A 14,392-nucleotide genomic window follows, 5' to 3' on the forward strand; every position below is an offset into this window, starting at 1 on the left:
GATGATGCGTTTTATATCAATGGGTTATATAAAATCCCTGCCGTTGCGCGCCCGTAAACTGCGCGCGGGCGGCGCTGGGCGAACGGCTTTGAGTCAGGTAGGCTGGAAATGGTGACGTAAGGCGGTGTGCAACGCCAGAAATGGAACGGACTGGTGCGACTGTCCGGGATAAGTTTGCAGGGAGACGTCTACATCCGGCGCGCGATTTTTCAACATCAGCGCCAGCTCGCTGACGCCGTCGACCATTCTACGCCGCCGACGGTGCTCAAGCAAAAGCTCCTGTTGTCCGGTGGGCAATCCCATCTCCCACGGCTCCAAAGACTGCTCATATTCGCCGACGCTTAACATCAGACTGACTGGAGAGACGGTGGGGTTTTGCAAGTAGAGTGAGGCTGCCTGACGCAGAATGTACTCGCCATTCCACCAGACCGACGGGCTGCAGACGTAGTAATGCTGGAAGCTTTCGCGCGCCCAGAACAGCGTATCCAGGGAGAACAATCCGCCGTAGGAGTGGCCGAACAGTGCTTCGCGTTGCAGGTCGATGGGGTAGCGGGCCGCAATCATCGGTTTCAACTCAGCAATGAGGAAGCGGCGAAATCCGGCGGCATCGCCCTCCATTCCAGCCGGATAGTAGCCGCCTTGTGGATTAGGTTCCAGCACGCGGTTCGCCACCGCAGGACGGTAGTCCTTGTCGCGCCGGGAGGTGCCGACATAATCAATGCCGACCACAATCCCCGGCGTAATCCCGCAGCGGGGACGGCTTAGCGACGCCATCACGGAAGTCGCCATGGAGAAATATTTGGCGCCATCCAGCAGGTAAATCACCGGCCATCCCTCATCCGGGGGCACCACCCCGCCGTCGGGGCTCCACGTCATCACGCGGTAATGGCCACGCGCCGCAGACTCAACGATATCGTCCCTGGTATTGGGTAATTGATACACCCTTCCTCCTGTGTAACCGACGTCACTCGCGTCGCGCCGAACGGGTTCCTTCCCGTTGGACGGCAACATTGTTGCAGAGCGCTCCGGCAATGCCGTTCCCGCTCGCAACGCCTTAGAAACTAGTGTTGATACCCATAAAGAAAGTTCTGCCCGGCTCATTGAACGTAGCGGCGCCGGCGCCGGCGATAGTGACGACATTGGTGGTCAGGTTCCTGACCGACTGCGCGTTGCCAGCACGGAACTGGCGCTTGTCGAACAGGTTATCCACGCCAGCGGTCAGGCTCACATTCTTGTTGAACTTGTAGGTCCCGCTAAGGCCGACGACCGAATAAGGACTGACCTGCGTCAGCTCGGTCCCGCTGACCGACTCACCTTTATAGTTATATTTCTTCGGCTTCTGACGCCCGTACCAGGTCAAATCGGCCAGTAAAGACAGCTTGTCGGTGGCCTGCCAGCTTACCGATGAATTGAGCGTAAATTGCGGCGTAACGGAAAGGTAATCCCCCGTGGTTTTATTCTCCGAACGCAGCATCCACGTCAGGTTGTTGTTCCAACTCACGGTGTCCGATACCGGAATATTCAACGAGCCTTCCAGCCCTTCCACCACCGCCTTAGGCACATTTTCCCACTGAAAGACATAAGTGGAGCCGTTCGTGCTCGTCCCGATGGGAGACATGCCCGCATCGATCTTGTTGCGATAGTCATTACGGAAATAGGTCAGGCCCGCCTGATAGCCATTGCGATGAAACGCCAGCCCGACCTCTTTGTTGACGCTGGTTTCCGCCTTCAACTCGTCGTTACCTAAAAGATAGCAGCCGTTGGTGCCGCTGACATAGCAGCCTTGCCCGCGGCTATACAGCAGATAGTTCGGGTTGAGTTGGTAAAGGTTAGGCGCTTTGTACGCGCGGGCGATGCCGAGTTTCAGCGTAAAGTCGTCGCCCAGCTCCTGCGAGAGATTGATACCGGGACTCCAGTTGCCGCCCGCGATGCTGTGTTGGTCGAACCGCAGCGCCGGCGTCAACATGGTGCTGGGCGTCAGCTCAATGTTGTCTTCCGCGAACACGGAGGCGATGCGCGCAGACATCTTGTCGCTGCGCGTCCCATCAGAATAGCCGTCAATCGTGCCGCCGGACAGCGCCTGCGAGGTCGATGTCGGATCTTTCATTTTCTGTTCCGACCACTCTACGCCCACCGTGGCGGTCTGGCTGAATAGCGCGTCAAACGGAATATTGACCTCGTTGTGCGCGGTCACCGTATCCAGCTTGGTCGTGCCGTAATCATCGGCGCTGGAGAAAATGCCCTCCGTGCCGCCCGCCAGTCCTTCAGTGATACGGGTGTTCTGCGTGCGCTCATACTGCAGATAAGACGTGGTGCTGACGCCGCTATCCCAGTAACCGCGGTGGGTCACCGCATAGTTCTGCCGGTACATCCGGTTGGTCTCTTTGCCGTAATTGCCGACCACATAGCTGTTACTGTTGGTGTTTTGCGTATCGCCGGAGTAGATATTGCCCTGACGGCTTGATCCTGCCTCAAACTCAAGCGACTGCTGTGCGGTGATGTCCCAGCGCAGCACGCCGTTGATGTCCTTATTACGCACCCCTTCACGCCCGGCCGGCAACGAACTGGCATAGGCGCCGGTTCGTTCCGACTGGTGGCCGTCATTAATGCCCCAGGCATCGGCCTGCGTTTTATTGAAGTTACCGTAGAGACGCAAACTAAGGTTATCGGTTAATCCCCCCATCAGGCTGAAATCGGTACGCTTGGTGGCCCCTTCCGCTTTATGCACCGGCATATCCATGTAAGCGTTCCAGGTGCCGTGCCACTCTTTCGTCGACTGTTTGGTGATGATATTCACCACGCCGCCCGCCGCACCGTTGCCATAACGGGCCGCGGCTGGACCGCGTAGCACGTCAATACGCTCGACCATGTCCGCTGGCACCCAATTGGTGTCGCCTCGGGTATCGCGTTCTCCACGCCAACCGTAGCGCACCGCGTTCCGGCTGGATACCGGCTTGCCGTCCACCAGAATCAACGTGTTTTCCGGCCCCATGCCGCGAATATCAATCTGCCGGTTATTGCCGCGTTGACCGCTGGTCGAGTTACCTGACAGATTGACCCCCGGCATGGTGCGGATAAGCTCCGACAAATCATTAGCCGGCGGTCGTTTACTGATATCTTCCGCCGTGATGGTGGAAACACCCAGAGCCTGACGAGTCTGCTCTGCGGCAGTCACAATCATCGTATCCGCACTCTCCGCGCTTTGGCCCTGATCCCTGGTGTTGGCGGCTGCAGTCTCGGTGGATGTCGGGGCTTTCTTCGTCGCGATAGGTTCCCTGGTGTTGGTCGCGGACGCCCCTGCGGCGGTGGTTGTGTTCGTCGTTTCGGCTGTATCAGCCCATGTCAGGCAGGACAAGGTGGAGCAAGCCAACCCTATCAGCGTCGCCAGGCAATGGCGGGGTGGGTATTTGGTCATTTAAATCACCCTATATTTTTATCATTGGGAAAGACGGCTGCTGCTGACAGACCGGGATATTCCCTTCCATCGTCCCTTACGCAATGGAAAGCAACGTACCGCGCGAAACGAAATGACCTGCGCGAAAAACGAACCGCCAGCAAGAAAGCATCATTGAGAATCGTTTGCGTTACCCTTTTGGCACGATCATTGTTACATTTGTTTTCTGATGCGAGGTTTGTGCAAACGGCAAAATGTTTTGCGTAAACATCGAAATGGCCAAGGATAGCCAGACAAAGGGAAAGGAAAACATGGATAATAAAGTACCAGAATCGAAGAATATATTTAAAAATCATATTGTTCAGAGTTCGAAATTAATTACCAGGGATTATCGTTTTCTGACGCCGGCCGGTATAGAAGACAGGCCGCTGTTGTTTGGCGAATTTAACGTCACTCAACTCAACCGCGATTTGATCCTCCACACCGCGGATGTGGTGAATCTGACCAATATGAAGACCCAGACGCTCCTGAACGGCGCGCTTAAGCTGGCAATTGTCGTCAATGGCATCGCGCATGTGACCTACGGCGAGCAAATGCTGCATCTGGGCAACGTACAGCCCGCTTCGCTTATCTCGCTCACCGAGCCCACGCATTTCAGTCGCCTCGGGAAACGTGATGAACATGAGCGTACGGTATCGCTGACCTTCAGCCAGGAGTGGCTGTACGGTAATCTGCTGGACAGCGTCAGCGATTGGCAGGCCATCTACGACTTCTCGCAAACCCACCTTGCGACCCACCTCTGGATGCCGTCCCGGCAGGCGCAGGCCATCGCCTTGCAGATCCTCAATTCACCCGGCTGCAATACCCCGATGCAGCGGCTATATCTGGAAAGTCAGTGCATGCTGCTGATTATTGAAGCCCTGAGTTCGCTGACCGCTAAAAGTCAGGCAAAGCACCGAGACGGCATCGACCTGCGCAATCATCATCGTATTCAGCAAGTCCGCGATATGCTGGAAAGCGGCGAAGCAGACCAACTCTCGATGGACGAAATCGCCAAGTGCGTCAATATGAGCGCCAGCACGCTCCAACGCCATTTCCGCCACACCTTTAACGTCACCGTCTTCGAATACCTGCGCACCTGTCGGCTGCGGCGCGCCATGCTGGCGCTGCAACGCGATGGCATCGCGATTTCTCAGGCGGCCAGCCTCGCCGGCTACAACAGTTCCGCCAACTTCACCACCGCGCTGCGCCGCACTTTCGGCGTCACGCCTGGGCAAATCAAAGAGCGCTTTTAGCCATACGCCATCACCTATTCAGACATCCCCCCGGCATTAGCTGAACTCATCGTTACCTGCGCTCCGTCCGACAACTTCCTCAATGCGACGCGGCTAGGGGGGATCGATTTCATGGCCTCAGCGCAGCCCATCACGCAAGGCGCGATAGCCGACAAGGGGAACTTGCCCTCCCGATTGACCTTGGCGAAAAGCTTCGGCTGAACCTCGCATCGCTGCCGCATCTGCACAGCGATAGGGCGCACGCTCAGTGTCGGTTACCACAGCCAGGCGACCTGCCCGCGTTATTGCCGCTGCTGCTGAGTTAGCGCCCGCGAGCGGACTGTCCCCCTTCTATTGACGATCGTCAGACGAAAAAAAATCCGGCGGCGGCTGCCCCGGATTTTTTAAACCTGTCGTGACACGCACGCGCGTATTTACGCCTGCGCGCCCTCACCGTCAGCTTATTTTTTCTTTGCTTTCGGGTTCGGCAGGTCGGTGATGCTGCCTTCGTACACTTCCGCCGCCAGCCCGATAGATTCGTGCAGCGTCGGATGCGCATGGATCGTCAACGCGATATCTTCCGCGTCGCAGCCCATTTCGATCGCCAGACCGATTTCACCCAGCAGTTCGCCGCCGTTGGTCCCGACGATCGCCCCACCGATGATGCGATGGCTCTCTTTCTCGAAGATCAGCTTAGTCATGCCGTCCGCGCAGTCGGAAGCGATAGCACGGCCTGACGCCGCCCAAGGGAAGATCGCTGTTTCGTAGCTGATGCCCTTCTCTTTCGCTTCTTTCTCCGTCAGACCTACCCACGCCACTTCCGGTTCGGTATAGGCGATGGACGGGATCACTTTCGGATCAAAGTAGTGTTTCTTACCGGCGATGACTTCTGCAGCCACGTGGCCTTCGTGCACGCCTTTGTGCGCCAGCATCGGCTGACCGACGATATCGCCGATAGCGTAGATGTGCGGTACGTTGGTACGCATTTGTTTATCGACGTGGATAAAGCCGCGATCGTCGACTTCAACGCCAGCCTGACCAGCATCCAGCAGTTTGCCGTTCGGCACACGGCCGATGGCGACCAGTACCGCGTCGTAGCGCTGCGGTTCTGCCGGCGCGTTTTTACCTTCCATCGTGACGTAGATGCCGTCTTCTTTGGCTTCAACCGCAGTCACTTTGGTTTCCAGCATCAGTCCGAACTTGTTGCTGATCCGCTTGGTGAAGGTTTTCACGACGTCTTTATCGGCTGCCGGGATCACCTGATCGAACATTTCGACGACGTCGATCTTGGAACCCAGCGCGTGGTATACGGTGCCCATTTCCAGACCGATGATACCGCCGCCCATGACCAGCATGCGTTCCGGTACGGTTTTCAGCTCCAGCGCATCGGTGGAATCCCACACGCGCGGATCTTCATGCGGAATAAACGGCAGCTGGATCGGACGAGAGCCAGCAGCGATGATCGCGTTGTCGAAGTTGATAGTGGTATTGCCGCCTTCGCCTTCAACGACCAGCGTGTTCGCGCCGGTGAATTTGCCGAGACCGTTAACGACTTTGACTTTACGGCCTTTCGCCATCCCTGCCAGACCGCCGGTCAGCTGGTTGATGACTTTTTCTTTCCAGGAGCGAATCTTGTCGATGTCGGTCTGAGGTTCGCCAAACACGATACCGTGCGTAGCAAGCGCCTTAGCTTCTTCGATAACTTTCGCGACGTGCAGCAAGGCTTTGGAAGGGATACATCCGACGTTCAGGCAAACACCGCCCAACGTGGCATAACGTTCTACCAGTACGGTGTCCAGACCTAAGTCCGCGCAACGGAACGCCGCAGAATAACCTGCAGGGCCCGCGCCAAGCACCACCACCTGGGCTTTAATTTCAGTACTCATCATGACCTCTTGTTTTGTTTGTCCGGCGGTCAGACGTGGTTGTTATGGATCAGTACGCCCGTCATCCACCGGGACGCCCCCACACTGACATTTAGTTTACAGAGTTGTTAACGCTCTGCAAGGCGAGCCAGGGGGATCTGCGTCTCAAACATGCCACGGCGAACAGCCTGCCGCCGCGGCATCGACGTTAGCCAAAAGACCGGCCCGCAGGCCAGTCCCGGCGGTTACATCACCAGACGACGAATATCAGACATCACATTGTTGATGAAGCTGATGAAACGCGCGCCGTCCGCACCGTCGATAACACGGTGGTCGAATGACAGAGACAGTGGCAGCATCAGGCGCGGCGTAAACTCTTTGCCGTTCCATACCGGTTTGGTGGCCGATTTGGAAACGCCAAGGATAGCCACTTCCGGTGCGTTGACGATCGGCGTGAAAGCCGTGGTGCCAAGGCCGCCCAGGCTGGAAATGGTGAAGCATCCACCCTGCATGTCGGAAGCCGTCAGCTTACCAGCACGGGCTTTTTTGGAGATCTCCATCAGCTCGCGAGACAGTTCAACGATGCCTTTATTGTTCACATCGCGGAATACCGGAACCACCAGACCGTTCGGGGTATCAACCGCAACGCCGACGTTGATGTATTTCTTCAGCGTCAGGCGCTGACCATCTTCAGACAGCGAGCTGTTGAAACGCGGGAACTCTTCCAGCGCTTTCGCGACGGCTTTCATGATGAACACGACAGGCGTGATCTTCACGTCCAGTTTCTTCTTCTCGGCTTCCACGTTCTGCTGTTTGCGGAACGCTTCGACTTCGGTGATATCCGCTTCGTCGAACTGCGTCACGTGCGGGATCATCACCCAGTTGCGATGCAGGTTGGCGCCGGAGATCTTCTGAATACGACCCAGCTCCACTTCTTCGACTTCGCCGAATTTGCTGAAGTCGACCTTCGGCCAGGGCAGCAGACCCGGCAGAGAACCGCCCGCCGCACCCGCCGCCGGAGCGGATTCTGCGCGTTTGACCGCGTCTTTCACGTAAGCCTGTACGTCTTCGCGCAGGATGCGGCCTTTACGACCGGTCCCTTTCACCTTCGCCAGATTGACGCCGAACTCGCGCGCCAGACGACGGATGACCGGGGTCGCGTGCACGTAGGCATCGTTCTCAGCGAACTCACCCTTCGCGCTGGCGGCGGCCGGAGCAGCGGCAGGCGCTGCTTTAGCTGGCGCGGCAGTCGTTTCTGCTTTCGCAGCTGGAGCCGATACCGCAGCCGGGGCGGCGCCTTCGACTTCAAATACCATGATCAGAGAACCGGTTTTCACCTTGTCGCCGACAGCGATTTTGATCTCTTTGACCGTACCCGCGAACGGAGCCGGCACTTCCATAGAAGCTTTGTCGCCTTCCACGGTGATCAATGACTGTTCGGCTTCAACGCTGTCGCCGACTTTGACCATCACTTCAGTCACTTCGACTTCGTCACCGCCGATATCCGGTACGTTGACGTCTTTCGCGGCGGAACCGGTGCTGGCTGCGGCCGGAGCGGCAGCCGGCTGGCTGGCCTGTGCGGCAGGCGCGGCGCCTGCCACTTCAAACACCATGATCAGGGAGCCGGTTTTCACCTTGTCGCCCGTGGCGATCTTGATTTCCTTCACCACGCCCGCGAACGGCGCCGGGACTTCCATAGAAGCTTTGTCGCCTTCCACGGTGATCAGTGACTGTTCGGCTTCAACGCTGTCGCCGACTTTGACCATCACTTCAGTCACTTCGACTTCGTCGCCGCCGATGTCCGGCACTTCGACATCTTTCACTGCGCTGGTCGCGGCAGGAGCCGCTTCCGGCTGTGCTGCTGCCGGAGCTGGCGCTTCCGCCGCGCTGTCTGCCGAATCAAAGACCATAATCAGAGAACCGGTGGAGACTTTGTCGCCGACGGCAATCTTGATTTCTTTCACCACGCCCGCCTGAGGGGAAGGCACTTCCATGGAGGCCTTATCGCCTTCCACCGTAATCAGCGACTGTTCAGCTTCAACAGTGTCGCCGACGTTCACCATTACTTCGGTGACTTCAACTTCGTCCGAACCGATATCCGGAACATTGATTTCGATAGCCATGTAATCTTGCCCTCTTATGCCAGACGCGGGTTAACTTTATCTGGGTCGATGTTGAATTTCTTGATGGCTTCAGCCACGACAGACGCTTCAACTTCGCCGCGTTTAGCCAGCTCGCCCAGAGCGGCTACCACCACGTAAGACGCATCCACTTCGAAGTGGTGACGCAGGTTCTCACGGCTGTCGGAGCGACCGAAGCCGTCCGTACCCAGAACGCGGTAGTCGCTGGCCGGGATGTAAGTACGTACCTGCTCGGCGAACAGCTTCATGTAGTCGGTAGACGCGACGGCTGGCGCTTCGCTCATCACCTGAGCGATGTACGGTACGCGCGGCGTTTCGGCCGGGTGCAACATGTTCCAACGTTCGCAGTCCTGACCGTCGCGCGCCAGTTCGGTGAAGGAGGTCACGCTGTAGACGTCGGAACCGATGCCGTAGTCCTGGGACAGGATCACCGCGGCTTCGCGGACATGGCGCAGGATGGAGCCGGAGCCAAGCAGCTGTACCTTGCCTTTGTCGCCTTCTACCGTTTCCAGCTTGTAGATACCTTTGCGGATGCCTTCTTCGGCGCCCTGCGGCATCGCCGGCATGTGGTAGTTTTCGTTCAGCGTCGTGATGTAATAATAAACGTTCTCCTGCGCTTCGCCGTACATACGGTGCAGACCGTCATGCATGATGACAGCGACTTCGTAGGCGAAAGCCGGATCGTAGGAGATACAGTTCGGGATAGTCAGAGACTGAATGTGGCTGTGGCCGTCTTCATGCTGCAGACCTTCGCCGTTCAGCGTCGTACGACCGGAGGTGCCCCCAATCAGGAAGCCGCGCGCCTGCTGGTCGCCTGCCGCCCAGCACAGGTCGCCGATACGCTGGAACCCGAACATGGAGTAGTAGATGTAGAACGGAATCATCGGCAGGTCGTTGGTGCTGTATGACGTTGCCGCCGCCAGCCAGGACGCGCCCGCGCCCAGTTCGTTGATCCCTTCCTGCAGAATCTGACCTTTCTCGTCTTCTTTGTAGTATGCCACCTGCTCACGGTCCTGCGGGGTGTACTGCTGACCGTTCGGGCTGTAGATACCAATCTGACGGAACAGACCTTCCATACCGAAGGTACGCGCTTCATCCGCGATAATCGGCACCAGACGATCTTTGATCGACTTGTTCTTCAGCATCACGTTCAGGGCACGAACGAAAGCGATGGTGGTGGAGATCTCTTTGTTTTGCTCTTCCAGCAGGGGACCGAAGTCTTCCAGCGTCGGCAGATCCAGAGAACCGCTGAAGTTAGGCTGACGGGACGGCACATAGCCTTCCAGCGCCTGACGACGTTCGTGCAGGTATTTGTACTCTTCGGAATCTTTGTCGAAGCTCAGCAGAGGCAGTTTTTCCAGCTCTTCGTCTTTGACCGGCACGTTGAAACGATCGCGGAAGTAGCGAACGCCTTCCATGTTGATCTTCTTGACCTGGTGAGCGATGTTTTTGCCTTCAGCCGCATCACCCATCCCGTAACCCTTGATGGTATGCGCCAGGATGACGATCGGTTTGCCTTTGGTGTCCTGCGCTTTTTTCAGTGCGGCATAGACTTTCTTCGGATCGTGGCCACCACGGTTCAGCGCCCAGATTTCATCGTCGGTCCAGTCTTTGACCAGCGCCGCGGTTTCCGGATATTTACCGAAGAAGTGCTCACGCACGTAGGCGCCGTTTTTCGATTTGAAAGTCTGGTAGTCGCCATCCACGGTTTCGTTCATCAGCTGAATCAGCTTACCGCTGGTGTCTTTACGCAGCAGCTCGTCCCAGCGACCGCCCCAGATAACCTTGATCACTTCCCAGCCAGCGCCGCCAAACACGCCTTCCAGCTCGTTGATGATCTTGCCGTTACCGGTAACCGGTCCATCCAGACGCTGCAGGTTGCAGTTGATAACGAAGACCAGGTTGTCCAGTTTTTCACGGGTCGCGATGGTGATGGCGCCTTTGGATTCCGGCTCATCCATTTCACCGTCGCCCAGGAAGGCGTAGACGGTCTGTTTAGACGTATCTTTCAGACCACGGTGTTCCAGGTATTTCAGGAATTTAGCCTGATAGATCGCACCGATCGGGCCAAGGCCCATGGAAACGGTCGGGAACTGCCAGAATTCAGGCATCAGTTTCGGGTGCGGATAGGAAGACAGACCCTGGCCGTGTACTTCCTGACGGAAGTTGTTCATCTGCTCTTCGGTCAGGCGTCCTTCAACAAATGCGCGAGCGTAAACGCCTGGCGAGATGTGTCCCTGGAAGTAAACCAGATCGCCGCCGTCCTGCGCGTTGCGTGCGCGGAAGAAGTGGTTGAAACACACTTCGTAGAACGTGGCGGAGGACTGATAGGACGCCATGTGGCCGCCCAGCTCCAAATCTTTCTTAGAAGCGCGCAGTACGGTCATGACCGCATTCCAACGGATCGTTGAACGAATACGGCGCTCCAGATCAAGGTTGCCCGGATAGGCAGGTTCGTCTTCAACGGCGATGCTGTTGATGTAACTGCTGCTTGCGCTGCCGGCAGCGGTTTTCACGCCGCCTTTACGTGCTTCGCTCAGAACCTGATCAATCAGGAACTGCGCGCGCTCAACACCTTCTTCACGGATAACCGATTCGATCGCCTGCAGCCAGTCACGCGTTTCGATCGGATCCACGTCATTATTCAAACGTTCTGACATGGTCTATTCCTTATCTGTTTCTAATTCAGTTGATTTGTCTGGAGCCTGTCTTCATACACTCTGCGCCCATAGGGTTAAAAGCGCAGGAAGACAGGCTCATCGTCTCGTATTTCGCAAACGGCGCCTCAATGAAAGCACCTAGTCCTTGCGTTGCTGGAGCCGACGCAATGAGCGTTCTCGCCGACTGTGTTCCCGGTTCAGTTCCAGCAATATTTCCTCTATAAACGCCAGATGACGGTGTGAAGCTTCGCGCGCCTGCTCCGGCTCACGAGCGACTATCGCCTCAAATATTCTGGCGCGATGACTACTCACCTTGGCCAAGACTTCGCGACTCAGGTAGAGCAATTCGAAATTCTGTCGTACGTTCTGTTCCAGCATAGGCCCCATGCATCGCAACAGGTGCAGCAGGACGACGTTGTGCGTCGCTTCCGTTACCGCGACCTGGTAGTGCATAACGGCTTCCGCTTCCGCGGCGAGGTCGCCGGATTCACGCGCTTGTTCAATCAAAAAATGGCATTCCCGAATGCGATGCAAGTCGGACTCAGTACCGCGTAACGCCGCGTAATAAGCTGCGATGCCTTCCAATGCATGACGGGTTTCAAGAAGATCGAACTGTGATTCAGGATGGTTGCTGAGCAGCTCGGCCAGCGGGTCGCTGACGCTCTGCCACAAATTGGTCTGGACAAACGTGCCGCCGCCCTGTCGACGTAGCAACAACCCTTTCCCTTCGAGCCGTTGAATGGCTTCTCTGAGAGAGGGACGTGATACCTCGAACTGTTTGGCTAGCTCGCGTTCCGGAGGAAGTTTTTCACCGGGCCGCAAAGTCCCTTCGAGGATCAGAAACTCCAGTTGCTGTTCAATCACATCTGATAGTTTGGGCTGACGGATCTTGCTGTATGCCATGGCGAAATTGTCTCGGCGAAAAGCGCGGAGTTAATTGGTAATACCAATTTAAAAAACGTGGCGTCAAAGTAACAAAGTATTCACCTTCTGTCTATATGATTACTATGACAATTGCCCTATCGCCATAGTTTTTAACAACAGGGTTATGCCAATGAGTAATCACGCTAATATATCATTGGTATTACCAATATTTCCCACGTCATCACGGTAACCTTTCATGAACAAAACTCTCCCAGCTGAAACGATTAAACCCTCCAGAAGAGAATAAAAGATGCATTTATTGCATAAAAATTCACAAAACAGCCGGGATTGAACTATTCGCTTTCAAATTAAATGTTAAGTATCGCATGACAATAACAAGATAGTACCAGCGGAGTTATCAAAAAGTCGGCGCGGCTTTTTCGGGTGGGTTTTAGGCCATACAACGAATAAATCAGTGCATTTATCGACGCTTATCACTATTCTCTGACCAACGGTAGTGGAAAGGTCATTTTCTTCTTTCCGCGGTCGTAAACTTAAAACAACACCAATGTAAAACTGCCAGTATTCTGGCGGTGCTCTCTAGACTTTCATTTAGACAGGCAGAAGGTAAAAGCCATGCAAGATCAACAAGATGGAACGCTAAAGCGTGGATTAAAAAACCGTCACATACAGTTGATTGCCCTCGGCGGTGCAGTGGGAACGGGACTGTTTCTCGGTATCGCGCAGACAATCAAGATGGCGGGACCTTCGGTTCTGCTGGGATACGCCATTGGCGGTATTATTGCGTTTTTCATCATGCGCCAGTTGGGAGAAATGTCGGTTGAGGAACCTGTAGCAGGCTCCTTCAGCCACTTCGCTTACAAATACTGGGGGAACTTTGCAGGTTTCGCCTCAGGGTGGAACTACTGGGTGCTGTATGTTCTCGTGGCCATGGCCGAACTCAGCGCCGTCGGCATCTACGTTCAGTACTGGTGGCCAGGTATCCCGACCTGGGTTTCCGCCGCCGTCTTCTTTATGGTCATCAACGCCATCAATCTCGCCAACGTGAAGATTTACGGGGAAATGGAGTTCTGGTTCGCCCTGATCAAGGTGAGCGCCATCATCGGGATGATCGTTTTTGGCGGCTGGTTATTGCTCAGCGGACATGGCGGCCCGGAAGCTACGGTCACCAATTTGTGGAATCAGGGCGGATTCTTCCCGAATGGGATCATGGGTCTGGTCATGGCGATGGCGGTTATCATGTTCTCTTTCGGCGGGCTGGAGCTGGTCGGTATCACTGCTGCTGAAGCGGACGACCCTGAAAAAAGCATTCCTCGCGCCACCAATCAGGTGATCTACCGCATTCTGATTTTCTATATCGGCTCCTTGACGATTCTGCTGTCACTGTACCCTTGGGGCAAAGTGGTAGAAGGCGGCAGTCCTTTCGTCATGATTTTTCATGAACTGAACAGCGATGTGGTCGCCACTATACTGAACATTGTCGTGCTGACGGCCGCGCTTTCGGTCTATAACAGCTGCGTTTATTGCAACAGCCGCATGCTGTACGGCCTGTCTAAACAGGGTAACGGTCCCAAAGCGCTGAGCACGGTGGATGCACGTGGTGTACCTGTCGTCGCTATTGCTATTTCAGCGCTGGCGACCGCCTTTTGCGTACTGATCAACTACCTCATTCCCGGCAAAGCGCTGGAGCTGCTGATGGCGCTCGTCGTCTCGGCTCTGGTCATTAACTGGGCTATGATCAGCTTGGCGCACATTAAGTTCCGCCAGCATAAAGATCGGGAAGGCATAGAAACCAAGTTTAAGGCGCTGCTTTACCCCTTCGGCAACTACCTGTGCCTGCTATTTATGGTGGGTATACTAGTGATTATGGCCCTGACGCCAGGCATTCGGATTTCGGTCATCCTGATCCCAATCTGGTTAGCGGTACTGGGATGCGGTTACTGGCTGAAGCAGCGTAAACAGTCTAAATAAAGCTTTCATGACTCCGATGCCGCCTGAACCAGCGGGCGGCATCAATTGAGACTTACAGTCAGGAAGAACAACAGCCGCTCTGGCTCCATTGCTTTTATTTCTTCTCAGGCGCTTGCTGTTTTCCTCTCCATCACCCATCAGCGGTTCGACTCTCAAAGTTACACACGTACAGGCTTCTGGCTTCTGGCTTCTGGCTTCTGGC

The 14,392-nt window shown here is 55.7% G+C and carries 8 protein-coding genes; 2 read left to right on the forward strand and 6 right to left on the reverse strand.

The genetic code is table 11. From position 1 onward, the window contains the following. Positions 1-93: 93 nt before the first annotated feature. Positions 94-942, reverse strand: coding sequence for an alpha/beta hydrolase (locus tag BLU64_RS07475; protein ID WP_074728278.1), 849 nt, complete (start codon positions 940-942; stop codon positions 94-96). A gap of 112 nt (positions 943-1,054) precedes the next feature. Further along, positions 1,055-3,415, reverse strand: coding sequence for a TonB-dependent siderophore receptor (locus BLU64_RS07480; RefSeq protein ID WP_026741732.1), 2,361 nt, complete (start codon positions 3,413-3,415; stop codon positions 1,055-1,057). A gap of 290 nt (positions 3,416-3,705) precedes the next feature. On the opposite strand from BLU64_RS07480, the gene BLU64_RS07485 reads away from it, so the two are divergent. After that, positions 3,706-4,689: a helix-turn-helix transcriptional regulator gene (locus BLU64_RS07485; RefSeq protein ID WP_026741731.1), complete on the forward strand. Its 984-nt coding sequence runs from the start codon at positions 3,706-3,708 to the stop codon at positions 4,687-4,689. A 440-nt stretch (positions 4,690-5,129) separates the two neighbouring features. On the opposite strand, the gene lpdA is transcribed toward BLU64_RS07485, so the two are convergent. The 4 genes from lpdA to pdhR form a co-directional block, all read right to left on the reverse strand. Continuing rightward, entirely contained in the window at positions 5,130-6,554 is a 1,425-nt protein-coding gene (gene lpdA / locus BLU64_RS07495) for a dihydrolipoyl dehydrogenase (RefSeq protein ID WP_026741729.1), read from the reverse strand. A 224-nt stretch (positions 6,555-6,778) separates the two neighbouring features. Beyond that, on the reverse strand, positions 6,779-8,656 hold the full coding sequence (gene aceF / locus BLU64_RS07500; RefSeq protein ID WP_074728280.1) for a pyruvate dehydrogenase complex dihydrolipoyllysine-residue acetyltransferase: 1,878 nt from the start codon (positions 8,654-8,656) through the stop codon (positions 6,779-6,781). Positions 8,657-8,670: 14 nt separating this feature from the next. Continuing rightward, positions 8,671-11,334: a pyruvate dehydrogenase (acetyl-transferring), homodimeric type gene (aceE, locus tag BLU64_RS07505; RefSeq protein ID WP_026741727.1), complete on the reverse strand. Its 2,664-nt coding sequence runs from the start codon at positions 11,332-11,334 to the stop codon at positions 8,671-8,673. A gap of 138 nt (positions 11,335-11,472) precedes the next feature. Continuing rightward, entirely contained in the window at positions 11,473-12,237 is a 765-nt protein-coding gene (gene pdhR, locus BLU64_RS07510; RefSeq protein ID WP_026741726.1) for a pyruvate dehydrogenase complex transcriptional repressor PdhR, read from the reverse strand. Positions 12,238-12,834: 597 nt separating this feature from the next. Between pdhR and BLU64_RS07515 the strand changes: the two genes are divergently transcribed. Then, positions 12,835-14,190: an amino acid permease gene (locus BLU64_RS07515; RefSeq protein ID WP_026741725.1), complete on the forward strand. Its 1,356-nt coding sequence runs from the start codon at positions 12,835-12,837 to the stop codon at positions 14,188-14,190. Positions 14,191-14,392 lie beyond the last annotated feature (202 nt).

The sequence above is a fragment of the Lonsdalea quercina genome (assembly GCF_900107885.1).
In the GTDB taxonomy this organism is placed as follows: Bacteria; Pseudomonadota; Gammaproteobacteria; order Enterobacterales; family Enterobacteriaceae; genus Lonsdalea; species Lonsdalea quercina.

Excerpts from the sequence above, each read along its gene's own strand:
- BLU64_RS07480 (WP_026741732.1), bottom strand. The coding sequence starts at position 3,415 with ATGACCAAATACCCACCCCGCCATTGCCTGGCGACGCTGATAGGGTTG.
- BLU64_RS07485 (WP_026741731.1), top strand. The coding sequence starts at position 3,706 with ATGGATAATAAAGTACCAGAATCGAAGAATATATTTAAAAATCATATT.
- lpdA (WP_026741729.1), bottom strand. The coding sequence starts at position 6,554 with ATGAGTACTGAAATTAAAGCCCAGGTGGTGGTGCTTGGCGCGGGCCCT.
- aceF (WP_074728280.1), bottom strand. The coding sequence starts at position 8,656 with ATGGCTATCGAAATCAATGTTCCGGATATCGGTTCGGACGAAGTTGAA.
- aceE (WP_026741727.1), bottom strand. The coding sequence starts at position 11,334 with ATGTCAGAACGTTTGAATAATGACGTGGATCCGATCGAAACGCGTGAC.
- pdhR (WP_026741726.1), bottom strand. The coding sequence starts at position 12,237 with ATGGCATACAGCAAGATCCGTCAGCCCAAACTATCAGATGTGATTGAA.
- BLU64_RS07515 (WP_026741725.1), top strand. The coding sequence starts at position 12,835 with ATGCAAGATCAACAAGATGGAACGCTAAAGCGTGGATTAAAAAACCGT.